Raw genomic sequence first — 23468 nt, forward strand, 5'->3', positions numbered from 1 at the left:
ACAGATTAAATAGGGCCCTCTGCAGCGGAGGGGCCCTGTTTGTTTTTATTTTTTCTCAACAACACGAACTACAAACGCAAAAGAAGTACTTCCGTAGCTGATCTGTGAATCTTGACTTGAAGTCCAGCGGACAGATGCACCGTAGTAGTGGGTTCCTGGTTCTTGCGGTAGATGGAATGACTCCTTCGTTAAAGCGAGAGGCTTGATTTTCTCATCCACATATTCAAACAAATCTAATTCATCAGGTGGGATATCTATGCCCATATCTATGGATACTTTTTCACCAACCAGAGCGGACATAGGTGTATGTCCTTTAAGCAAGTCCTTACCTCCCACATAATCAGCACAGGTGCCACTCCAGCAATAACTGCCCTGTACAGCTGGAATAGAGGTGCCGCTTTCGCTCTGAATAGTTGGCGTAGGCAATTTCTTAGGTAAGTTGGGCTCCGATTCTTGAACCTGTTTTGATCCTCTCTCGGCTTCCTTTACATTTGTCGCTGGGGGTGAGGCAGTTCCGTTAGTATTGTTACTTGGAGTAGAATTACAGCCGGATAATATTAGTAAAGTTGTAAGGAACAAGAATGAAATTTTCGTTCTCATAGTAATGAATACTTTTATTTTATTCACCTCCCTAATATCTTCCAGACGAAAAGCAAGAGAAGAATGTTGCTCGCTGTCATAAGCTGGAACGGAATTGAAGACCCTCCAGGAACCGGGGGAGTGGGATTCAACAGTACGTAAGAAGCTGGTAGATTCCATGCAAGTGAAAGCAGCTTTTTCACAAATTGTTGACAATTAAGTGGGTTCAAAGATAAGGAAAAGGTAAGAGGCTCGACTCTTCTCCTATGCTATGTTATTATAAGACTCTGATAACGTGGTAACGAACTAAAGCGTTTGGGTTTTGGTTATAGACATGGAGGGGTTAGAGAGATGAGAAAACAAGCGATATTTCTATTATTGATCAGCATATGCATGATTGTTGTTGCGGGTTGTTCCAGTTCGGGAAGCAAAGATAATAATGCCATTATTGTGGGGATAGATGATAAATTTGCTCCAATGGGCTTCCGGGATGACAAGAATGAAATTGTTGGTTTTGATATCGATTATGCCAGAGCGGCAGCGGAGAAAATGGGTAAAGAAATTACGTTCCAGCCCATTGATTGGTCTTCCAAAGAATCGGAGCTGAACAGCGGCCGCATCGACCTGATCTGGAACGGGTACACGATTACGGATGAGCGGAAAGATAAAGTGCTGTTCACGAAGCCGTATCTGAAGAACAGCCAGGTTGCAGTCACGCTCGCGGACTCACCGATTACGAAGCTGGATGAACTGGATGGCAAAAATGTAGGTTTGCAGGCCTTGTCCTCTGCGGCAGATGCACTCGCGGCAAGTCCTCTGAAGGATAAAGTGAATGCTTCCGAATTCCCGGACAACGTACTGGCCCTTACCGATCTCAAGACGAAACGTTTGGATGCTGTCATCATCGACGAAGTGGTCGCGAGATATTACATGTCCAAGGAAGAGGGAACGTTCAAACTGCTGGATGAATCTCTTGCTCCGGAACAATACGGCATTGGTGTGAAAAAAGGCAATGAAGAACTGCTGAATCAGCTGCAAAAAGCACTGGATGAGCTGAATGCCGATGGCACAGCAGCCGAGATTTCCACCAAGTGGTTTGGTGAAGATGAAGTTTTGAAATAGGATTAGGCCACTTGCCTGACATATGTAGTAAACAACATGACCCCGGATTCCAAAAAGGAGCAATTCTCCTGCGGAATGTGGGGTTAACAGATTAGAGGAGTCGATTGCGATGAGCTGGGAGTATTTATGGGGCGTCATGAAGCCCATGCTTGAAGGGGCACAGACCACGATCTTTTTATTTTTGCTGGCCATTATAGTGTCTGTACCACTTGGATTTGGAGTAACTTTATTGATGAAAAGCCGATTCAAGCCGTTGGCATGGATCGCTCATACGTACGTATATGTGATGCGGGGAACGCCGCTGATGTTGCAGCTGTTGTTCTTCTGCTTCGGTCTGCCGCTGCTTCCAGGCGTAGGGGAGTATCTTGTATTTGACCGCTTTACGGCGGCAGCACTGGCCTTTATTTTGAATTATGGTGCGTACTTTGCCGAGATTTTCAGAGGTGGATTGCTCTCGATTGATAAAGGACAACATGAAGCTGCACAGGTACTGGGTCTAAGCAAATGGCAGACGATGACGAAAGTCATCATCCCGCAGATGTTTCGGGTAGCATTACCTGCTACTGCAAATGAATCCATAAGCCTTATTAAAGATACGGCATTGCTGTATGCTGTTGCTGTACCTGAGCTGCTGCATTACGCACAGGCCGCAGTAAACCGGGATTTCCGTCTGACACCATTCCTGATTGCAGCTATTATGTATTTGCTGATGACCATGGTACTCACCTTGTTCTTCAAGGCACTGGAGAAACGTTATACATTTGAGTAAACGCGTACGGAACAGAAGTTTATGAAGTTATCCAATCTCATCAATTAAAGGACTGTCTGCATATGACACATATTATAGAAGTGAATCAATTAAGAAAATCATTCGGTACACTTGATGTGCTGAAGCAGGTATCGTTCAACGTGGAGCCAGGTGAGGTTATTGCCGTAATCGGGCCTTCCGGTTCAGGTAAAAGTACGATGTTACGCAGCCTGATTCATCTTGAGGATATTTCGGGAGGAACCATTCGCATTCAAGGCCAGGCGCTGGCTGAGAACGGTTCGTATGCAGGTGCCGCGGATATTCGGAAGATTACGGATCGCATGGGCATGGTCTTTCAGCATTTCAACCTGTTTCCGCATCTGACGGTACAGGCGAATCTGGAATTGGCACCGAAGACGTTGAAAAAAGAAAGCTCAGCAATCATCCGGCAGCGAAGTCTTGAATTGCTCGGTAAAGTAGGGCTGTCCGACAAGGCGGATGCTTATCCCGCCAATCTGTCCGGTGGACAGAAACAGCGCGTAGCGATTGCGCGCGCACTGATGATGCAGCCCGACATTCTGCTGTTCGACGAGCCGACCTCGGCACTTGATCCCGAGCTGACGGGGGAAGTACTGCGGGTCATCAAGCAACTGGCGCAAGAGAATATGACGATGATGATCGTCACCCATGAGATGAGCTTTGCCCGCGATGTCGCGGATCGCGTTTTCTTCATGGACAACGGCGAAATCGCCGAGGCGGGACCGCCGGAGCAGATCTTTGGCAATGCCAAGCTGGAGCGCACGCGCACGTTTTTGCAGCGAGTGGAAGTGGAAGGGTAAGCAAACATAGATATATTTAAAAAAAGTGATGTTACATTCAAATGTAGCATCACTTTTTTTTGACTAAGTTTCATTCATGAGATGTAGCCGTCAAATAGCCAATTTCCTTCTGGGGAACGAACAAAAGAGAACTCATATGCGGTATTTCCTTCCGAACCCTTTGTCGTGATGTATTTGGCTATGAACAGCATGAAGTGGTCCGGATCCTTTTGGTTATAACCTCTGAATTCGAATTCATCCCACTGTATACCTTTAAGGAAATTGACTTCATAGGAGTGGCCTGCATTATGAATAATCATGGTATTGCTATTTTTGGATATATCTACATTGGGTGAAGATACGGACTCAATATACGCAATATCTCCAGCCTCCATAGCAGCGATCAGCTTAAACGTCATGTTTAGAGTTTCTCTTAAATTGTTTCTGAGCTCCTCGCTATGTACGTTCTCTTGAAGTTGAACGATCTGTTCCTGAAGATGAGCGTTTTCTTCACGTAGTTCCTTGATAGTATGGATATTTTCCTCATGAAGCTCTACCGACTTCAAAGCTTCGACCGATTTATCCGTTTCACTGCAACCCGTCATCAGAAAAGTAAGTGACAATAGTAAAGATGCGAATTTATACATAATAAACCTCCTTATCCTTAAAATAGAATATCATATTTCCTGTGCTCTTAGGTGCTCCGTGTTTCCGGACAAAAAAGTAAATATATTTAATAAAATCGGAATATTTACAAATAATGGGACATATTTTCCCAGTTAATCAAGTATAATAAGACTACTTAATAAACAGGGAGGATTTACCTTTGGATCAACGTCACAATGATGTGGACCGTTATTATAGCGATCCGCTTCCGCCACCACCTTATGTAGTACCAAAAACCAATAGCAAGTCTATCGCAGCTCTTGTCTTGGGGATTTTGTCAGTGATGATTCCATACTTGGGATTTCTGATAGGGATTGTTGCTATCGTATTTGCATCTATTTCTCTTAAAGAAATCAAGCTTCGCATGGAACAGGGAAGAGGACTCGCGATTGCTGGTCTTGTCTGTGGCATCATTGGCACGGCGATTTATGCAATTATCATTTTGCTCCTACTGGTTGCATTTGTCGCATTTTCTAGCGGCGAGATTTCTTCTACATATTAGGATCGAGGAATGAGGAAGGGCGATCTACATTTTTATCTCTTCACTAAAAAAGCAAGGCCGTGTATAAGCAAACACCCGCTGTTATTGAGGCGAGGGCGTTGCTTATAACAGGCCTTGCTTTTTATGTTTCCACCTTACACGTGAAGCACTGCTTCACTGTTTACTTCTTCGACCTCATTTGTTCGATGCATCATGAAATAGGCAAAGGTAGCCGCCAGACCAATCACCGCAAAGATGCACAGAATTCCGATCTGATCCCATGCCACACCGAACTGTCCACTTGAAATAACCGCTTTATACCCGGTTACCGAATAGGTCATTGGCAGCCATGGGTTGAAACCTTTCAGCCAGTTCGGAATGAGCTCCAACGGGAACGTACCTGCACTGGTGGTCAGTTGAAAGATTAACATGAGGATCGCCAGGAAGCGGCCGGGATTCTCCAACCAAGTGACGAGAGCCTGAATGATGTACATGAAGGTCAGGCTGGTAACGAAACTGAATAAAAGGAACAAAGGCACGCTTTGAACTTCCAGGCCCAAGCCGGACAAGACAAGCCAGGAAGCAAGCAGGGACTGCACGGCACTCATGATCGTGAAAGCAAGCGTTCTGCTCACAAAACGATTCCAACCACTCGCATCGGTAACCGAGCTGCTGCGTGTTGGTACAACCAGCGTTGCAATCAATGCCCCGACAAACAGTCCCAATGACAGGAAGTATGGCGAGAATCCTGTACCATAGTTGGGCACTTCATTATGTTTATGTTCATCCACCTGAACAGGCTCTGCATACATCGTTACAAGTTCATCCGTCTTTTTCACACTACCCGTTTGATCGGCGGCATCATTCAGTTTGGTGGCAAGCTCACCAGAGCCGTCGGTCAACTTGGTGGTACCTTCTTTTAAATCTCCTGCGCCGTTATCCAGCTTGCGGGAACCATCGGCAATGGTGGTGATTCCGTCTGAAAGTTGGTTCAACCCATCAACCAGTTTCCCTGCACCTGCGTTTAATTGACTCGAACCCTCTGAAAGTTTGGCTCCGCCAGCGGCAGCCTCAGACAACTTGGAGTTGAACTGCTGGAGGCCAGTCGCAAGCTGCACCTGTCCAGCGGACAATTGTGTTGCTCCTTCTAAAAGCTGCTGCTCACCCTGCACTAACTGGCTGCTGCCTTGATGCAGCTGATGTTGAGCAGCTTGCAGGTTTTGGCTGCCTTCAAGCAATTGCTGTCCACCTTGATATACCTGTTCGCTACCAGCGGCAACAGCCTGGCTTGCTGCCAGCAGCTGCTGTACAGCAGGGTTAGCAGCGAGCTCCGGACTGGCTTCAGCTAATTGAGCAAGACCTTGCGCAACGGCCTTGGCACCTTCACTTACTTTGCCACTGCCTCCGACTGAAGTCTGCAATCCAGCGGTCAGCTTGGCACTGCCTTCCTCGGTTGCTGCCAGTCCAGCATCCAATTTTGCGGCTCCTTCCTTAGTGGATTGAATCCCAGCCTGTAACTTTTTACCGCCAGCTTCAGCCTGTGCTGCTCCGTCTCCAAGCTTCGTACCTGCTGCCGCCAATTGGGACAAACCATTGGAAAGGGAGCTCGCTCCCGTATGAAGTTCACCAATACCCTGAGCCAAGGTGTTCGTGCCTTCTTTTAACGGGGGAATGCCTGTTTCGAGTTTGTTGGTTCCATCGGCCAGTTTGGACAGGTTCTCTTTCAGCTTGGAGGCACCTTCATCCAGCTTAACCGCACCCTCGTTGATCTGACCTGCACCACCTCCGGCATCCGCCAAACCGTTAGAGATTTTCTCCACCTGGTCGAGCAACGTTTCGGTATACGACTCCGTCACTTTGGCCGAGACTTTGGATTTGATCTGTTTGACCGCAGTCCCGCCAATCTGACCCGCAAGGAAGTTGTAACCTTCATTGGGTTCATAGATTAGCTCTGCTGGTTGTGGATGGTCATCCATCAGAGTGGTTGCTTTCTTGGAAAAATCCTCTGGAATAACAATCGTCATATAATACGTGTTGTCTTCCATGCCTTTCTCGGCTTCTTCTCGGGTCACAAATTGCCATTTGAAGTCGTCACTTTTTTTCAATTCATCGACCAGATTCTGTCCGACTTCCAGCGATTTGTCATTGTAGGTTGCCCCCTGATCCGTGTTGACCACGGCGACAGGCAATTCATTCATTTTGCCGTAAGGGTCCCAGAATGCATTGAGGAACAGACCGCTATACAGTACCGGAATGAACAGCACCACGAGAATCGGAATAAATACTTTGGGTTTCTTGAAGGCGGATTTCAAATCCTGCCCAAATACAGTGAATGATTTCATCATGTTCTCTCCCCATCATTACGCTACTCTGTTGCTATATCTATCTCTAATCGATAAAGGATTAAGCCGCGCATCTTTCTTTATGTAGGGGATAATCCACTTTTGAGAAAGAGGCCCACGAAATCCTTGATCTGATCCTTGTGTAGCGAAGGATGCGCTTTATTCCAATCGGAAGTTAAGGTGACATACAGCTTCAACAGGACAAAAGAGACCAGCCTTGGATCGTCCTCGCGAATCTGCTGTAGTTCCATGGCGCGCTGAACTTGGCGTTCCAGATATTCGAGAATGGCTGTCTCTACTTTTTGCAGACCTTCCTTCGCCTGAGGCGTGCCGAATTCGTTCACCTCCTGAAACAGCTTAATCAACAGTTCATGTTCTTCCCTGTACTCCAGCAAAGAGTCCATGCTAAGGTGTACGTTATCCAGAAACGAATTCTCTTCCTTCACTGTTTGCTCCGTAATCTGTTTCATATCGGTAATGATCGAGTGGAGAATCTCGTCGAACAGTTCTTCCTTGTTTTCGAAAAAAGTATAGATCGTCCCCTTGCCTACATTGGCAAGTCTGGCAACCTGCTCCATGGTTGTTGCTTTGTAACCAAACAACGCGAACGATTTTTCAGCCGAGTCAATGACCTGCTGCCTTCGATCAATGGTTCTAATGGTATATGCACCTCCTTGTTGTATGGAATGTAAAAGGGTAAACTCGGAATTGACTAGATTACTTATTTGGTCAAATGGTCGTTTATAACTGTAGCATTCGGGCAGGAATGGTGGATGTGATCTTTGTCATGGTTGGATGGGAGATCAAAAAGATTATTCCAGGGAATCGATATGTGACTTAGGAAGGTGCGAATGTGATGCTCACATGAAAACCCTGGGGGATTCATCGCAATAGCGCAGGCTACCTCAACGACTTAGAGCAAAAATGGAATTCACTTATGAGCTAGTTAATTATGCTTTATGGGAAGGTCGCTTATTTGAAAATGGAAAGGACAGTTAAACCAAGTTCAGACATTGTCATAGAGGGTTATTTAGATTCTCCATTGTGAATCGAATATCGAAGAAGTAACAAAAAGGTTATCTTTACTCAACTAACCGTTTCCTATTTTGGTCAATACTCGCCCTCCGCGTTCGTGCTGCCATCGTTCGGGTCCCATTCCGTTTCTAAAATTTATTCAAATTTAGGATATATCAAATTTTATAGCGATTTACATCCTTTCAATAAGATTGCATAATGATTTATTATAAAGTATGTATATTTATATCATATACTTACCAAAAGGAGAGTGTAGCTTGTGCACGAAACTATTCCAACTGGCTTGAAACTAAACGAAACTGGCTTTGGATACACGTTGTCCTTAATAGGCGGTAAATATAAAATGATCATTATGTATTGGCTGTCTGAAAATAAGGTAATGCGGTTTAATGAGCTGAAGCGATGTATCGGTACCATCTCCTTTAAAACGCAAAGCATCATGTTGAAAGAGCTGGAGGCAGATGGGCTTATCATACGCAAGGAATTTCCCCAAATACCTCCAAAAGTTGAATATTCATTATCTGAAAGTGGTCTTTCTCTCATTCCATTGTTAAATATGATGTGCGAGTGGGGAGAGAAAAACAGTTCGCCAGCTCTGGAGGCTGTACAACGGTAGGCATAGTTGTTTTGTTTATATTACAAAGAAGTATCTCCTGAACAGGGAAATACTTCTTTTTTATAGCAGTCTTAAATAAAGCTAACTATTACAGATTGTCAAGAAAACTCAAATAATTTAGTGTGTTTTTTTCCAATTCGCTTACAGACGGCTTATTTTCTGTATCAGGCACATTTTCACCAGGCTCGTTTTCCGTACCATAATACGCAAAGAACGAACGATAATTTGCATTGCAGTATAGGAAGGTAGTTTCAAAAGGAGATAATAAATAATTAAGTACATAGTGATATCTTCCATCTTCACTATAATCTTCTTTTTACTTCCGGCAGATACAGCTAAAGCAGCTTTGCGATTCTTTAATTTATCTCCTCCATTTGAACCATGAGCCCACCCATAAGTTAAAACATTGTCAAGCCATTTTTTAAGGAGAGGCGGACAATTAAACCAATATATAGGGAACTGCAAAACATGATTACTAGGTGATTCAACCAATTTAATTCTCGCAACGTTTTACCTTGGCACGGTAGAAAATGCTCCTTGATGCTGCTCACGATGCAGGGGCTATCTATGATCTTTTGAAGCATCAAGGGATTTAGCCGTTCATTGATCTCAATGAGCGTGGCACCAAAAATCTGGAAACTGAAAGCGATATGAAGATTTCTCCCAGGGGAGTCCTAATCTGCCTTGTAGGCAAGGAAATGAAACCCTACGGCTTCGATCATGCCCAGAAGCGGCATAAGTGGATCTGCCCAATGATGCAAAACAGAACGACCAACACTTGCTCTACACCTTGCTCTGATGCCCAATACGGCCGAACCTTCCATACCTGCAGCAAGGATAACCCCCGGTTGTTTCCCGATGTGGCCAGAAGCTCAGAGCAGTGGAATCTCACCTACAAACGCCGCACCAACGTGGAGACCTGTAACAAGCGAGAGAAGAACGATTATAACTTGAGGCAGGTCGCCATCATTCCACCAAGATGTGGTACATCCGTTTTTACGGCATTATGATGTGCCAGCACATGGATGCTTGGTATCTTCATAAGCATGAGGAGCTTGAGGCCAAAGAGCGTGATTTTTTGCCTCAAATAGCTTAACTCGCATAGCCTCCCGGCTAAACTGTGACGGGCTCTTTTAGCCTACGCAGAAGGTCGCATCCGAGGCGGGCAAGGTTTCCTTCAACATTAAGCGCCGTGCTACTTGCGAATGCACCGTTTTCTGGTATTGCAACGGGCTCAACGCAGTGACGAGCTTGAAATGTTTATGAAACGCCGACGTGCTCATGTGTACGGACTTTGCAAGCTGCTTGATCACGAGCGGACGGTAGTATTGCCGGTTAATCAACTGGATCGCTTGAGCAATTTTGTGCGCGTTGGCTTTTGCAACTGGTTAAGCACCAACCTTTTAGATATTAGTTTCTTTTATATCTTTCCTAATTTCTGGTGGAGCTTTGGAGCGGGTTACTCGTAAATATACCATAACTGTTGTTGCAGCGATGGCAACAACCGCTGCTCCAATCCAGCTAATCGAAGCTAAGGAAGTTTGTTCCACGACAACGCCTCCAATTCCTGCACCAGCGCCCATAGCAAGCTGTAAAACTGAACTATTCATACTCACCATAATGCCTGAAGCCGCCGGAGCAAGCGTCATTAAGTGATATTGCTGAGTTGGACTTGTTGACCAAGCGGAGAGAGCCCAAAATATGAGCACAAGGAAAACGATAGCAGGCGATTGGGCTGATAATGACAGTAGAACTAAGGCTACTACATGCAGTACCATACTAACAAATAAAGTACGAGGGAATCCCCATTTATCTGTACTATAGCCGCCAAGCTTTGAGCCGAATAAGCTGGCAATCCCGAAAGCGAATAAAGCAATGATAACTGTTTTACTGTTCATCCCTGTAATCGACAGTAGGAAGGGAGAAATGTAGGTGTAGACAGTAGAATAACCAGAAATCCATAAGAAAGTGATCATTAGAGCTGCAATTATTTTCGGTTGCTTAATTAAAGCAAGCTGTTTGCGCAAGGGAACCGACTCATCACCATTTGAGCGTGGGATGACTAAGAGTATAACGATCATCGCAAGAATACTAAGTGTACCGATTCCTCCGAAGATCAATCTCCAATCATAAGCGGAAGCAATAACTCTGCCTAGCGGAACACCGATAATCAACGAGGTGCTAAAGCCCATAAGGATTGTTGCAATTGCACTTCCTTGTTTATCAGGTGGAGTCATCTTGGTAGCGACAGTAAAGGAGGTTACAACGAATACTCCCATGCTTAGTGCAAGAATAACGCGTGAAACTAAAAGAAATTCAAAGCCAGGTAAAACTACGGCGATAATATTTCCAATCACAAATACGCCAAGTGAATAAACTAAAAGCTTGCGCTGCTCCATTCGTGCTGTAAATGCGATGAGGAAAGGTGTTCCAAAAGCATAGGCGAGTGAAAAAACAGTAATGAGCTGACCAGCAGCAGCGACGGAGACATTAACGTCTCTTGCAACTGTGTCGAGAATCCCTGCTATGATATACTCGGATGTTCCAAGCAAGAAGCTAACAGCGGCTAATAAGTAAACTTTCCAAGCATTAGACATATAATTATCCCTCTTTCTTAAGTTTCTATATTCCGGGTATATAGAAATTTATTTATTTCCTTCATTGAGTATAAAGATTGTACTATAAATATGTAAGTACGCACATTTAGTACAGGTACTGTCATAAAGGTGAGTGTCACTCTGAGCAGATACACTACATTTTGTTAACACCGTAATATGAGTATTAAACTCCCAGGGGAACTATAGTTCAACATCGAAAGGGCTGCCGCGTGGAGCCCTTCGCTCAGCTAAAGGGCAGCATAGTTTATTAATCTAAGATTGTTGTTAAAGTTATAAAAGTTCTTACCTAAGCACTGACGGTTGCTGTCCCGGCATACCGAAAGATCTTGCAGATCTGCTGCAAGGCTGCTGTTTTGAGTCCATTTTTTATGACAACAGGGAGTTATCTTTCAACTGTCTCCACAATTAAAGGAAGGCAGAACGTGTACTCATTCAAAGTAACCTGATAAAAACAAGCCGGAGGCGCATGTTGAGCCGCACTCCGGCTTGTTTTTATTTGTTGAGTTTTCATCCTGCTCGTAAGTAAGATGAATTCGCTCTTGCAATAAGTCGTATTTAAAGCTAAACTTTAATTAATTAACTGATCATTTAATTAATTAAAGTTTAGCTTAAAGAGAGGGGAATACATTTGGCAAGACCCATCAATGAAGAAAAAAGACTGGAGCGTCGTAAACGGATTCTAAAAGAAGCTGTTGTCCTGTTCGCAGAAAGCGGATATTCCAATACCACAACGGCGATCATTGCGAAAAGTGCGGGAGTGACTTCCGGAACCATTTTTCAATATTTCCCTAGCAAAGAAGCTTTATTCTATGCCGCTGTTCTTGAGCCGCTTGCTGATATACAGATGAGATCACTTGCTTGTCTACAACAAGAGGGAACGCCGGGCGCATTGATTAAGAACATGGTGGCAGAACAATTCAACCATATCTACTTCTATACCAATGAATTGCGGCTTGCCCAATCTGTCTTAGGGCAACGAATCAGGTTCCCTGAACTTACACAGAAGGTCCTTGAGAGCATAAAGGTAATGACCGATGAGATCGAAAGTATCTATGCCAAGGGACAATTAATGGGAGAGTTCGACAAAAGCTTTTCTCCCGCAATGATCTCCCGTGCCTATATCTCTTTCTTAAATGGAGTGGCTTTAACTCTTGGAGAAAGTATTCTTCATCATCCCGAGTGGGAAAATCTGAAGGGGCATGCCTTTTATTTGTTCGCACCCATATCACCTATAGAAAAACTGGAGGAGTCTGAATGAGTCAAACATCATTAGAACCCAATCATAACGTTCGTATGAAAAAACGGAACAAAATTTTATGGAGCCTGGGAATCGTGCTTTTGCTTGTGGTGGCTCTTGTATTTTTTATATCGTATAAAGTAGTAGACACCTTGTTGCACCATCCTAGAGACACGAATGTCAGCTACGAATTGAATATCGATAAAACGCCCTACGAAGAGGTCGAGTTCAAGAGTTTGAAAAATGATAATACGATCAGAGGTACCTTCTTTCCTGCAAATGCTGGTGTTAAATCAAGCGATAAGACGATTATTGTCGTCCATGGGTATACAAGTAATCGTTTAGTCAAAGGGCGGACGCCAAAGTTAGTAGAGCATTTCGTTCCCAAAGGCTACAATGTATTGGCATTTGATCTCAGCTCGCAAGGTAAATCCGATGGTGATCTGATTACACTTGGGCTCAATGAAAAATACGATTTGCTGGGAGCCGTAGACTATTTAAAATCCAAAGACCATGCGGGGGATAACATTGGAGTGATCGGCTTTTCAATGGGTGCAGCTACTTCTTTGTTAGCCACAAGTGAAAGTGATGATATCCAAGCTATAATCGCGGATAGTCCGTTTCGCAATGCTGGGCTATTTCTGAGAGAGGGTCTGCCTTTCTTTTCAGGTTTACCTGCGTTCCCATTCAGTTATACATCGACCTGGATGGCCAATTGGGTCTTTGATGTTGATCTCGATTCCGTATCTCCCATGGATGCGGTGAAAAAAATGCAAGACAAGCCAGTTATGCTCATTCATGGTACTGGAGATCAGCAAATCAGTTATAAAAATACAGAAATGATATACGAGTCCTTAAAAGATAACCCAAGCGCAGAAGTATGGTATCCGAAAAACACCGAGCACATCGATGCGATCAATCACTACCCCACTGAATATTTCCAGAGAGTAGATCATTTTTTGGATGAGTATATAGGAAAATAAATGTAGTCTTAGAGAGCTGAAATAGTAGAGGAGCTTTCTGACGAGGTGAAAAAACCATAATATCAAGCATTTTCAGCCTATAGCGTGCGAAACCGCTATAGGCTTATTTACATAGAAGAACAGTTGTTTTTAAAGCCTGAAATGGTGGCGCAAAGGCTGCTTCAACCTAAAAAAAACACAAGTGAACGAAAAGACAGTCTATTGTTGCTCTCTCACAGGAACGCTAAGATGAAGTTGTTGAAGCGTTTACATTATATGGTGAAGGGAGCTTAACTCGGATGCCAGAAATTACGATCAGACTGTATGAAGGCAGGACGGATGAGCAAAAACAGGAGATTGTGGAGGTGTTCACACGCGAGCTATCTCGTATTATCGACCGTGAGCCGGATTATATTTCCGTTGAATTCAATGAAATCCCATGGGACGAGAACGTTCCTGATAATTTGAAAGCCATGCAATCACAGAAGCAAGGAGGGGAGAAGACGTGAAGCCGGCGGACATTGCTCCGCCAAGCCGGGGAACAGCCAGACTTCACTCGTCTGGTCTGGGCACTCGGCTCGGAGATGCGGGACGTTATCTGTGGAGATACCGGATACTATATTTGCTCTCCGTACCGGGCATCCTTTATTTTTTCCTCTTCAAATATGTGCCCTTGTTCGGCTCGATCATTGCTTTTCAGAACTACAACATTTTCAAAGGCATTACCGGAAGTGATTGGGTAGGCCTGGAGCATTTCCAGAAGATGTTCAGCCATTATGACTTTTTGCGAATTCTCAACAATACACTTCTGCTCGGACTATATGATCTCGTAATTGCATTCCCGGTACCGATCTTACTGGCCATTCTGCTGAATGAAGTGCGGATGATTGTGTTTAAGCGTTTGCTGCAAACGATTGTATACATGCCTCACTTTCTGTCCTGGGTCGTTATTAGCGGAATATTCATGGGCATTTTCTCGATGGATGCCGGGGTGGTGAACAAGGCACTTGGATTTCTGGGCATGCAGCCGATCTACTTTCTTGGGGAAGACTCGTACATTCGTTCCATTCTGATCGGTTCGGGGATTTGGCGGGATTCCGGGTACGGCACAATTATTTTCCTGGCTGCCATTGCGGGCATTAATCCCGATCTGTATGAGGCGGCAGAGGTAGATGGAGCCGGACGTTTGAAGCAAATATGGTCGATTACCCTCCCATCTTTACTGCCGACGATTATGATTCTGCTGCTGCTGCACATCGGGAAGTTCCTCGATCTGGGCTTTGAGCGTGTGTTCGTATTCCTGAATCCGCTCAATCTGGAATCGGGTGAAATTCTCGATACGTATATCTACAAAGCCGGCCTGCTCTCACAGCAATACAGCTATACAACAGCCATTGGGTTGTTCAAGTCAGTCGTGGGTTTGATGCTTGTTCTACTCGGTAATTTCTTCAGCAAAAAAACAACCGGCGAAAGCCTGTATTAGGAGGCGAGATCGATGCGTTCCCCCAGTGTCCGTTACCGTATATTCCGCATTGGCAATCTCGTTTTTCTTACGCTGCTCTCGTTGACGATGATTCTGCCTTTCATTAATGTGCTGGCTCAATCTCTTAGCAGCTCGGAAGCGATCATGGGCGGAAAGGTCAGCTTCTGGCCTGTGGCTTTTACCTGGATCAATTATGAATATGTATTCGGCGATGCTTCGTTCTGGCGGGCATTTGCAGTATCGGTTGGGGTGACGCTGTTCGGGACGCTGGTCAATCTCGCTGCAACGGCATCGCTGGCGTATCCCGTTTCCCGTCCAGAGTACAAGGGGCGCTCTGTGGTCGTCATGTTTGTCCTAATAACCGTTGTATTCTCGGCGCCGCTCATTCCGAACTTTATCCTGATGAAAGAACTGCATCTGGTCAACAATCCGCTGGTACTGATTGTGCCAGGAGCGATCAATGCCTTTAACTTTTTCGTCATGCGCTCGTTCTTCGCACAGCTGCCGGGTGAACTGATCGACGCTGCCCGCATCGATGGCTGTGGGGAATTCGGCATCATCTGGCGTATCGTCATTCCCTTGTCCAAACCAGCCATGGCATCACTCGGTATTTTCTATGCGGTAGGCCACTGGAATGCCTATTCAACTGCGCTGTATTATCTGAATGATCCAGCCTGGTGGCCGATTCAGGTCACACTCAAGAAGCTGTTTGAAAGTGACGATATTTCCGTCGATGCGGGTTCTGCCGTTTACAGCACCCTTGCACATACATCACCGGAAGGCATCAAAATGGCAACCATCATTATCGCCACCTTGCCGATCATTATCATTTACCCTTTCCTGCAAAAACATTTTGTAAAAGGAATCATGGTTGGCTCCGTCAAATCTTAAGTACAAGAAGCAGACAGATCTGACGGAAACGGGGGAATGACGATGTTCAGAATCTTGATTACGGACGATGAACCGATGATTCGGATGGGTCTGGCGAAGATGATCAAGCAAGCGGGACTGTTCGACTGTGAGATTCGGCAGGCTGCGCATGGGGAAGAGGCCCTCCAGGTGGTAGAGGCCTTTCGGCCGCACATCTTGTTTACGGATATCCGCATGCCAACGATGGATGGTATTGAGCTGTGCCGACGTTTATCCGAGCAAGGAAGTACGATGCGCATTATTGTGGTTTCCGGTTATTCGGACTTTGAATATGCAAGAGCCTGTATGGATTATGGAGTAAAGCGATATCTGCTGAAGCCTGTGGCACGACAGGAGCTGCATGAACTGCTGCTCAAATTGCTGGCCACCGAAGAGGATAAACCTGCGGTATCCCTTGTACCCGTGAGAGAGCTGAATGATTGGGCGATGCGTCTGGAAGAGGCTATATGGGAGTTACGGCAGTCCGATGTGACGGAGCTGCTCGCAGCATGGTCTGGTCGTTATCCGGCATATTCCTTGATGCCTGAGCAGACAGCGGAGCTTTTTCAGGAATTGCTGGAATTGATTGTGGCCCGCATGAACGCACATGGCAACGGAACAATGAGTACATCCTGCAAGATAAATGAAAGCGCTTCCTCAAAAGAGTGCTTCGAGGCTCTGGGCAATGAGATCCACACATTAATGAAGACGATCAAGGAGCGGCGCAGCGGCAAGCGCAAGCATCCGGTGGAAGAAGCAAAAGCCTATCTGGAGAAGCATTTGCGCCGCGAGGTGTCGCTGGACGAGATTGCAGCCAAGCTGGGGCTTAATCCGTCCTACTTCAGCCAGCTGTTTAAGCAAACGACAGGTCAGACTTTTATTCAATACCGGATACGCAGCAAAATGGAACTGGCTAAACGCATGCTGGAGCAGCCGGGCAACCGGATTACGGATATATCCTACGAAGTGGGGTATGCGGATCATCCCCATTTTACCAAGACATTCAAGAAAATAACCGGACTGACACCGTCCGAATACCGCAGCAAGTTGGGCATCGAATGATGAAGCGCAGCCTGTCCATCCGCCTGTTCTTTCATTTTGCCGTCGTGATTACGTTGTCCCTGTCCGCCATTGGCTTGTTCACCTATACCTATGCCTCGACTGAAATGAACGACCAGCTCGCGGACAACATCGCCCAAACGATGCGCAATACGGCGTACCAGACCGATCTGTATTTGCAAAATTATGATCGTGCAACCTACTCCATTCTCTCGAACGGAAGTGTGAAGCATTTCCTCGATATGAATTCGGAGGACAGTTATGCCTATTACGAGTACAGCCGTCAGATTAAGACGAACGTGTTTCCAACTGTTTTTATGTTATACCCACAGATCAAGTTTCTGTATGTTATCGGGGATAACGGGCGTGTTGTGATTGATGACAACCAGAATTCAGCCGGCATACCGGATATCGACGCGGCACAGCAATATAAGGAGCTGCTGGCTGCAACCCCTGCAAATGGCGAATCGACGCTGCTTACCCGCAGTATTCGCAGTGGACAGAGTGCCAATGTGATTACGATCGCGCGCCGGATCAGAGGAGTGTCCTCCTATACGCCCAACGGAGTACTGGCGATGGAAGTAAATGTGCTGGAGCTTGACAAAATATGGGGAGAACTCGACCTCGGTCAAGGTGGGTATCAGTATGTGATGGATCAGAACGGAACGGTAATCTACACACCCGGGGACGAAGAGGCGCAGACAGCGATGCCGTCCAGCACGGTGAACAGGCTTATGCACATGGAGGCAGGATCACTGGAACAGAACACGGATCGCACCAAACGGCTGCTCATATCGGAGCTTTCTGCATATTCGGGATGGCGCTTTGTCGCTTCCGTGCCGCTGTCTGAGCTGCAAAGACCGATTGCAACGATCCGTTCGGCCACCTTATGGGTTGGTGCAGGAACCTTGCTCGCTGCACTTGTTGTGGCCTACCGGATCGGAGCATCTCAGGTGGAACCCATTCGTGTGCTAATGAACGGAATGAGACAGACGGAGAAGGGAATTTGGAACAAGGTGGAGATGAAGGAAAGGCGCGATGAAATTGGCGTGCTGATCCGCAGCTATAATCTGATGGTCAGCCGGCTGTCGGACATGATTGAGAGTGTATACGAGTCGGAGCTGCGCCGCCAGAAGTCGGAAATCGAGCTACAGCAGGAGGCATTGGAACGACACCGTGCGGAATTTCAGGCGCTCCAGTTGCAGATCAATCCGCATTTTCTCTACAACACGCTGGAGACGATCAAATGTTATGCCGTTGTACAGGACTCCGAAGAAATTGCACAGATGGTGGAATCCATGGCTCATATGCTCCGTTATTCCATTCAGACCAATCTGGAGGAAATCACGGTTGCCAATGAACTGAAACATGTGCTGGCCTACCTTTCCATTATGAAACATCGCATGGATCGGGAGCTTGAAGTTGAGGTCATCATTGCACCGGATCTGTTGTTGGAAAAAATGGTTCGACTCACTCTTCAGCCACTGGTCGAAAATGTGCTACAACACGCATTTCCACGAGGCATGGAGCCCGGTCACTTTATTCGTATCGATGCTCGGCGCCTGGAAGATCGCTTTCTTGTCATCGTCCAGGATAACGGCATGGGCATGAGCGAGGAACGCCTGGAGAAGCTGCGTGACCGTCTGGAATTGAATCGTCTGGCAGGAGAAGATTCCGATGATGTCTACCATCGCGGAGGCATCGGTCTTATGAATGTCCATCGACGGATTCAACTGGTATTTGGAGAATCATATGGCTTGATGATGGAGAGTGAGCGAGGCTTGGGAACGACCATTACGATGGCACTTCCGGCGGATCAGCACAGCAAGCGGATTTAATGTAATTGAAACCAATAACAGGGAGGAAGATCAAACATGAATATTAACTTGCAGAACAAAATTGCATTGGTAACAGGTTCCAGTGGAGGGATTGGCGCTGCCATTGCCGGGGCATTGGCTCGCTGCGGGGCGAAGGTTGCTGTGAATGGTCTGCATAACATGGAGCGGGCGGAGGAAGTCGTGACTGCCATCCGGAATGCTGGCGGTGAAGCAGCTGCATTTCAGGCAGATGTGACCGATACGAATGCCATAGAATCGATGGTTGGGGATATCACACTCCGCTTCGGCGGTCCGATTGATCTGTTGGTTAATAACGCGGGGCATCTGGTGGAGCGGAGCCCCATTGAAACGATGAGCGAGGAGTTGTACAGCCGGATTATGGATGTCAATCTGAAGAGCGCCGTCTTTGTCTCCAAAGCGGTCATTCCTGGCATGAAGGCGGTTGGAGGCGGCCGAATTATCAATCTGACTTCCGTAGCGGCTCATAATGGTGGCGGGCCGGGTGCAGCTATTTACGCAGCATCCAAGGCGGCTGTCATTGCGTTAACCAAAGGACTTGCCAAAGAACTGGCTCCTGGCGGGATTACGGTCAATGCCCTTTCACCGGGCTTCATCGGACAAACGGCGTTCCACGCTACGTTCACCTCGGCGGAAGGCCGAACTTCTGCGGTAAGCAGCATTCCGCTTGGGCGGGAAGGGACTCCCGATGATGTCGCAGGAGCGGCGCTGTACCTGTGTTCCGAGCTGGGTTCTTTTATAACCGGAGAAACGATTGAAATCAATGGCGGGATGTACATGCGTTGATGCTACACCATTGCGATAAGGAGGGGACGATACGATGGAAGTGAAGCGGAAGCTTGCAGAAAGACCGTTGTACCAACCAATCAGCGGGCCGTTCCATGTGGACTATGCGCCTGACGAGCACACCGTTCTAGGAGAAAATCCGCCGAGGTTTACCTGGATGGCGGCACAGCAAGAAGACGAGAATGCCTATATGCTGCAAGTATCGGTGGGGTCTTCTTTTCAGGAAGGAGAGACGATGACCTTTGCGCCGCTCCCGTATAACTTTTTCACGCCGGACCGGGTGTTTGAACCTGGGGAGTACTATTGGCGATATGCGCTGCTTGTAGATCAACCAGTGCAGCAAGTGGGCGAAGCCGAAGCATATGTCTCTCAGGGGAAGCAAGGGAGTGAAGCCAAAGGGCATGCCTCGCAAAGGAAGCAAGGGGAAATGTCGGCTTGGAGTGAGGTGCGGCAGTTCACTGTGCCAGCGGGATTACCCGAGACACCGCTACCTTCCCGGGCGCAGCGGTACATTTCCACAGACACGTCTCACCCCCGGTTATGGCTCGGAGAGAGCGGGCTGCAGGCACTTGCGGATGCCATTGCGACAGATGCTACATATTGCGGCTGGGATGTATTTATGGCAAATTCCGTGGAGCCATGGGCCAACCGCGAACCAATTCGTGAACCGCTGCCTTACCCGGAGAACAAACGTGTCGCCGCGCTCTGGAGGCAAATGTATATTGATTGTCAGGAAACGTTATATGCGATTCGACATCTCAGCATCGCGGGGCGGGTGCTACGTGACGAACGGTTGCTTGGAGCAGCGAAAACCTGGTTATTGCATGTGGCGGCTTGGGATACAGAGGGAACGACCTCTCGTGATTATAACGATGAGGCGGCCTTTCGGGTTGCCGCTGCGCTTGCTTGGGGTTATGACTGGCTGCATGATGAGTTGAACAGTGAAGAGCAAGAGATGGTAAGGCGCAGTTTGCTGCGGCGGACAGAACAGGTAGCCCAGCATGTGATGGTTCGCTCGAAGATCCATCATGTGCCTTATGACAGCCATGCTGTGCGTTCATTGTCTTCCGTGCTTGTGCCCTGCTGTATGGCCTTGTTGCATGAGCATCAGCAGGCTGCAGTGTGGCTGGATTATGCGATCGATTATTATGCCTGTCTGTACTCCCCTTGGGGAGGAAGTGATGGAGGTTGGGCTGAAGGCCCGATGTACTGGACAACAGGTATGGCCTACGTGACAGAAGCGATGAATTTGTTACGAAACTATGCTGGCATCGATTTCTTTCGTCGGCCGTTCTTCCAGCGTACTGGGGATTTTCCACTCTACGTGTACCCGCCCGATGCACGGCGCGCCAGCTTTGGAGATCAGTCTACGCTGGGTGACCCGGTAAACTTGAAAACAGGCTATCTTGTCCGCCAACTGGCAGGTGTTACAGGCAACCGTTGGTACCAGTGGTACTTTGAGCGTGTGCGCCAATCCGATCCGGGGACAGAGGGAGCTTTTTATAATTACGGTTGGTGGGACTTTAACTTTGACGACTTGGTATACCGCCACGATTATCCGCAGGTGGAGGAAGAGTCGCCTGTAGACATCGAGCCGCTTAAGTGGTTCCGAGATGTGGGGTGGGTAGCCATGCATCACAGGATGGACGATCCGGATGAGCATGTTATGCTTCTTCTCAAATCGAGCCGTTATGGCTCCATCAGCCACAGTCATGCGGATCAGAACAGCTTTACCCTGCACGCATTCGGTGAGCCGCTTGCGGCGGATACAGGCTATTATATCGCGCACGGCAGCTCCTTTCACCGGGAATGGCGCAGGCAGACACGTTCCAAAAACAACCTGCTGATTGGTGGAGCAGGGCAGTATGCTGAGAACAACAAGGTGCTGAATATGGCCGCCACCGGGCAGATCGAAGAGGCCTATTGGCGGGACGGCGATGGTTATGTGCGCGCGGTAGCGACCGATGCCTATGCCAGCACCGTACCTCATGTGAAGCGTGTTGTACGGGAGATTCATTTTCTGCAATCATCCTACTTCGTCATTGTGGACCACATTGACCTGGAGAAGCCGGACAGCGTTCAATGGCTGTTCCATGCACTGCACCCGCTACAGCTGAAAGGGCAGAGCTTCCGTCTGAACGGGAATATGGCGGGGCTTGAGGGCACGTTTGTATATGCTTCCTCCGGTGAGCTGGCGCTCAGCCAGACGGATCAATTCGCAGAGGTGGACCCGGCAGAGTACGAAGGGCTGGAAAGACATTATCATCTGACCGCAGAAACGCGGCCGGCCTCAAGCCACAGAATTGTAACACTGCTTGTACCATATAAAATCGAGGAGCCGAAGTATGTCCCCTATTTCATCGATGACCAGGATCACGGCATCCATCTCTATTTTACCGACAACGGTGTAACGAAGAAGATCGAGGTATCCAAGACGTACTAGGGAGTGCGGACCTAAAGAAAACGCAATCTCATCTAAAACATCCCCATTGTTGCAGGCGGTGGGGATGTTTTAACATCTATTTGAAAGCGCTTCACCAACGAGTGGTACCTAAATCAGGATGAAAAGAGGGGTAGCATGAAAAAGTGGATGGTCTCAGGCATGGCGCTATTGCTGGCAGCAGCTGTTATGACCGGGTGCAACAAAGGCAGCGGAGCGGCATCCGGTGAAGGCGGGGGAGACGGCAAAACGAAATTCTCCATTTCACTCCGTACGCTGGCGTATACGTATGTGGAGAAGTCACCAGACATTAACAAGGATCAATGGGTGAAAAAACTGGAGGATCTGACGAATACCGATCTGAAAATTGTCCTGGTCCCCCATAAGGAATATGAACAGAAAATGGTCCAGATGTTTGCCACCAATGATATTCCTGACGTGGTGCAGGGTGACGGCGGCGTCAACGGCAAAGAGATGGCAGGCTCGGTCGAAGCTGGAGTATTTCAGCCGCTGGATGAACTGCTGCAGCAGTACGGGCAAGATTTGCTCAAAACCGTGCCGAAGGAAGCCTGGGACCAGGTAACTCATGACGGCCATATCTATGCTATCCCTGAATATTTATCCAATCCATCCCGCCGGGCAACCTGGATTCGCAAGGATCTGCTGGATCAAACGGGACTGCCGGTGCCCACGACGGTTGAGGAGACTATGGACGTTTTGCGCGCCTTTAAGAAGCTCGGCGTGGAGAATCCGTATATGGGGCGTGAGGATTTCAAATATGCGGATACCTTTTTCGGTGCCTATGACGTACAGCAATTCCTGTCCATGATGGAGCAGCAGGGCGACCAGGTTGTTCCTAAATTTATGGATAACGAGAATATGCAGCAAGCCCTAACGGTCTATAAGACGATGTACGAGGAAGGGCTGATCAACAAAGAGTTCGCGACCATCAATTCCACCGTATTCAAAAATACGATTCTCTCGGGCAAGGCGGGCATGTGGTCCATGAATGCCAACGAACTGATCCAATGGGAGAAGCAGATTAAAGCGTCGGTTCCCGATGCCAAAATCGAGATTATCCCTTCCCCTGTCGGCCCGGACGGAAAGGGCGGTTATTATTTGTACGGTCCGGTGACACGTGCCTACTTTATTAATAAGGATGCGGCTGATCCGGCTTCCATTATCCGTTTCTTCAACTGGATGGTGTCTGACGAAGCGGAGAAGTTTTTCACATACGGCACAGAAGGAGAGACCTACACAGAGGATAATGGCGTGATTTCATACACAGCTCCAACAGACTCCGCTGGTGTAGACGAAGAGCGTTACCGTCAGTCGTTCTTATGGTTCGTACAGGACACAACGTACAATAAAGGCTCGTTATCGCTGACAGAAGAAGGCAGAACGCTGATGAATATTTACGATACCATTTTAGCCAAAGAAGGTCGGGATGGCATCAACTTTGATCCGCGTTTGGAAGCTTTTGTACAGAATCCCGAGATTGCTCCCAATTCAGATACACCTCCTCAGGTATTGCTCACACACATGATCAAGATGGTTTATGGTAAGGAGCCAATCTCCGATTGGCCGAAAGTGGTAGAGGAATGGAAATCCAAGGGCGGCGATCGGGCAATCGAGGAAGCCACCGAGAAATTCAATAAGGGTGAAGGCGTGTCCGCACCGCGTCGCTAACGATTTAAGTTGAACTATACAT

Annotated in this window: 21 protein-coding genes and 1 pseudogene; 16 read left to right on the plus strand and 6 right to left on the minus strand. The window is 47.3% G+C overall.

The genetic code is table 11. The features are described 5' to 3' along the window. Positions 1-45: 45 nt before the first annotated feature. Positions 46-759: a hypothetical protein gene (locus tag MKY42_RS05550; protein WP_339849418.1), complete on the minus strand. Its 714-nt coding sequence runs from the start codon at positions 757-759 to the stop codon at positions 46-48. A gap of 171 nt (positions 760-930) precedes the next feature. Here MKY42_RS05550 and MKY42_RS05555 point away from each other — a divergent pair, with 171 nt between their 5' ends. The 3 genes from MKY42_RS05555 (at position 931) to MKY42_RS05565 (ending at position 3288) form a co-directional block, all read left to right on the plus strand. Beyond that, positions 931-1701: an amino acid ABC transporter substrate-binding protein gene (locus MKY42_RS05555; RefSeq protein WP_339849421.1), complete on the plus strand. Its 771-nt coding sequence runs from the start codon at positions 931-933 to the stop codon at positions 1699-1701. A gap of 109 nt (positions 1702-1810) precedes the next feature. Next, complete coding sequence (locus tag MKY42_RS05560) at positions 1811-2470, plus strand: amino acid ABC transporter permease (protein WP_090893772.1); 660 nt, start codon at positions 1811-1813, stop codon at positions 2468-2470. Between the two features lie 62 nt (positions 2471-2532). Further along, on the plus strand, positions 2533-3288 hold the full coding sequence (locus MKY42_RS05565) for an amino acid ABC transporter ATP-binding protein (RefSeq protein WP_079695067.1): 756 nt from the start codon (positions 2533-2535) through the stop codon (positions 3286-3288). A 74-nt stretch (positions 3289-3362) separates the two neighbouring features. Here MKY42_RS05565 and MKY42_RS05570 read toward each other — a convergent pair whose 3' ends face one another. Then, positions 3363-3914 carry a hypothetical protein gene (locus MKY42_RS05570; protein WP_179265684.1) on the minus strand — a complete coding sequence of 184 codons (552 nt, stop codon included), beginning with the start codon at positions 3912-3914 and terminating at the stop codon, positions 3363-3365. A gap of 179 nt (positions 3915-4093) precedes the next feature. Between MKY42_RS05570 and MKY42_RS05575 the strand changes: the two genes are divergently transcribed. Further along, the gene (locus tag MKY42_RS05575) at positions 4094-4435 is read left to right on the plus strand and encodes a DUF4190 domain-containing protein (protein ID WP_090893780.1); all 342 of its coding nucleotides are present in this window, start codon (positions 4094-4096) and stop codon (positions 4433-4435) included. Positions 4436-4569: 134 nt separating this feature from the next. On the opposite strand, the gene MKY42_RS05580 is transcribed toward MKY42_RS05575, so the two are convergent. Next, positions 4570-6756, minus strand: a complete 2187-nt coding sequence (locus MKY42_RS05580) for a YhgE/Pip domain-containing protein (RefSeq protein WP_339852739.1) — start codon at positions 6754-6756, stop codon at positions 4570-4572. An 80-nt stretch (positions 6757-6836) separates the two neighbouring features. Further along, positions 6837-7415: a TetR/AcrR family transcriptional regulator gene (locus MKY42_RS05585; protein WP_090893784.1), complete on the minus strand. Its 579-nt coding sequence runs from the start codon at positions 7413-7415 to the stop codon at positions 6837-6839. Between the two features lie 635 nt (positions 7416-8050). On the opposite strand from MKY42_RS05585, the gene MKY42_RS05590 reads away from it, so the two are divergent. Continuing rightward, positions 8051-8407, plus strand: coding sequence for a helix-turn-helix domain-containing protein (locus MKY42_RS05590; protein ID WP_339849433.1), 357 nt, complete (start codon positions 8051-8053; stop codon positions 8405-8407). 88 nt (positions 8408-8495) lie between these two features. Here the strand turns inward: MKY42_RS05590 and MKY42_RS05595 are convergent. Continuing rightward, positions 8496-8902: pseudogene (locus MKY42_RS05595) on the minus strand (NAD(P)H-dependent oxidoreductase); the annotation flags it as partial. A gap of 203 nt (positions 8903-9105) precedes the next feature. Here MKY42_RS05595 and MKY42_RS05600 point away from each other — a divergent pair. Beyond that, entirely contained in the window at positions 9106-9417 is a 312-nt protein-coding gene (locus MKY42_RS05600; RefSeq protein ID WP_339849436.1) for a hypothetical protein, read from the plus strand. A 393-nt stretch (positions 9418-9810) separates the two neighbouring features. On the opposite strand, the gene MKY42_RS05605 is transcribed toward MKY42_RS05600, so the two are convergent. Further along, a complete protein-coding gene (locus MKY42_RS05605; RefSeq protein ID WP_090893789.1) occupies positions 9811-11004 on the minus strand; it encodes an MFS transporter in 1194 nt (397 codons plus the stop codon). Positions 11005-11653: 649 nt separating this feature from the next. Between MKY42_RS05605 and MKY42_RS05610 the strand changes: the two genes are divergently transcribed. From MKY42_RS05610 to MKY42_RS05655, 10 genes are all read left to right on the plus strand, one after another. Then, complete coding sequence (locus MKY42_RS05610; protein WP_339849441.1) at positions 11654-12283, plus strand: TetR family transcriptional regulator; 630 nt, start codon at positions 11654-11656, stop codon at positions 12281-12283. Next, positions 12280-13245, plus strand: coding sequence for an alpha/beta hydrolase (locus tag MKY42_RS05615; RefSeq protein ID WP_339849445.1), 966 nt, complete (start codon positions 12280-12282; stop codon positions 13243-13245). The genes MKY42_RS05610 and MKY42_RS05615 overlap by 4 nt, the downstream gene beginning before the upstream one ends. A gap of 278 nt (positions 13246-13523) precedes the next feature. After that, a complete protein-coding gene (locus tag MKY42_RS05620) occupies positions 13524-13733 on the plus strand; it encodes a tautomerase family protein (protein ID WP_063567830.1) in 210 nt (69 codons plus the stop codon). Positions 13734-13789: 56 nt separating this feature from the next. Then, positions 13790-14707: an ABC transporter permease subunit gene (locus MKY42_RS05625; protein WP_063567852.1), complete on the plus strand. Its 918-nt coding sequence runs from the start codon at positions 13790-13792 to the stop codon at positions 14705-14707. Between the two features lie 12 nt (positions 14708-14719). After that, positions 14720-15598 (plus strand): carbohydrate ABC transporter permease, encoded by an 879-nt coding sequence (locus tag MKY42_RS05630; protein ID WP_179265671.1) that lies wholly within the window; start codon positions 14720-14722, stop codon positions 15596-15598. A gap of 42 nt (positions 15599-15640) precedes the next feature. Then, positions 15641-16678: a response regulator gene (locus tag MKY42_RS05635; protein ID WP_339849450.1), complete on the plus strand. Its 1038-nt coding sequence runs from the start codon at positions 15641-15643 to the stop codon at positions 16676-16678. Continuing rightward, positions 16675-18513, plus strand: a complete 1839-nt coding sequence (locus MKY42_RS05640) for a sensor histidine kinase (RefSeq protein ID WP_339849453.1) — start codon at positions 16675-16677, stop codon at positions 18511-18513. Before MKY42_RS05635 ends, MKY42_RS05640 begins: the two co-directional genes overlap by 4 nt. Positions 18514-18549: 36 nt before the next feature. Beyond that, a complete protein-coding gene (locus tag MKY42_RS05645) occupies positions 18550-19317 on the plus strand; it encodes a glucose 1-dehydrogenase (RefSeq protein ID WP_339849456.1) in 768 nt (255 codons plus the stop codon). Between the two features lie 34 nt (positions 19318-19351). Continuing rightward, complete coding sequence (locus tag MKY42_RS05650) at positions 19352-21760, plus strand: DUF4962 domain-containing protein (RefSeq protein WP_179265667.1); 2409 nt, start codon at positions 19352-19354, stop codon at positions 21758-21760. Positions 21761-21895: 135 nt separating this feature from the next. Then, the gene (locus tag MKY42_RS05655; protein WP_339849461.1) at positions 21896-23446 is read left to right on the plus strand and encodes an extracellular solute-binding protein; all 1551 of its coding nucleotides are present in this window, start codon (positions 21896-21898) and stop codon (positions 23444-23446) included. Positions 23447-23468: the final 22 nt, after the last annotated feature.

Source organism: Paenibacillus sp. FSL W7-1088, from assembly GCF_037969855.1.
In the GTDB taxonomy this organism is placed as follows: domain Bacteria; phylum Bacillota; class Bacilli; order Paenibacillales; family Paenibacillaceae; genus Paenibacillus.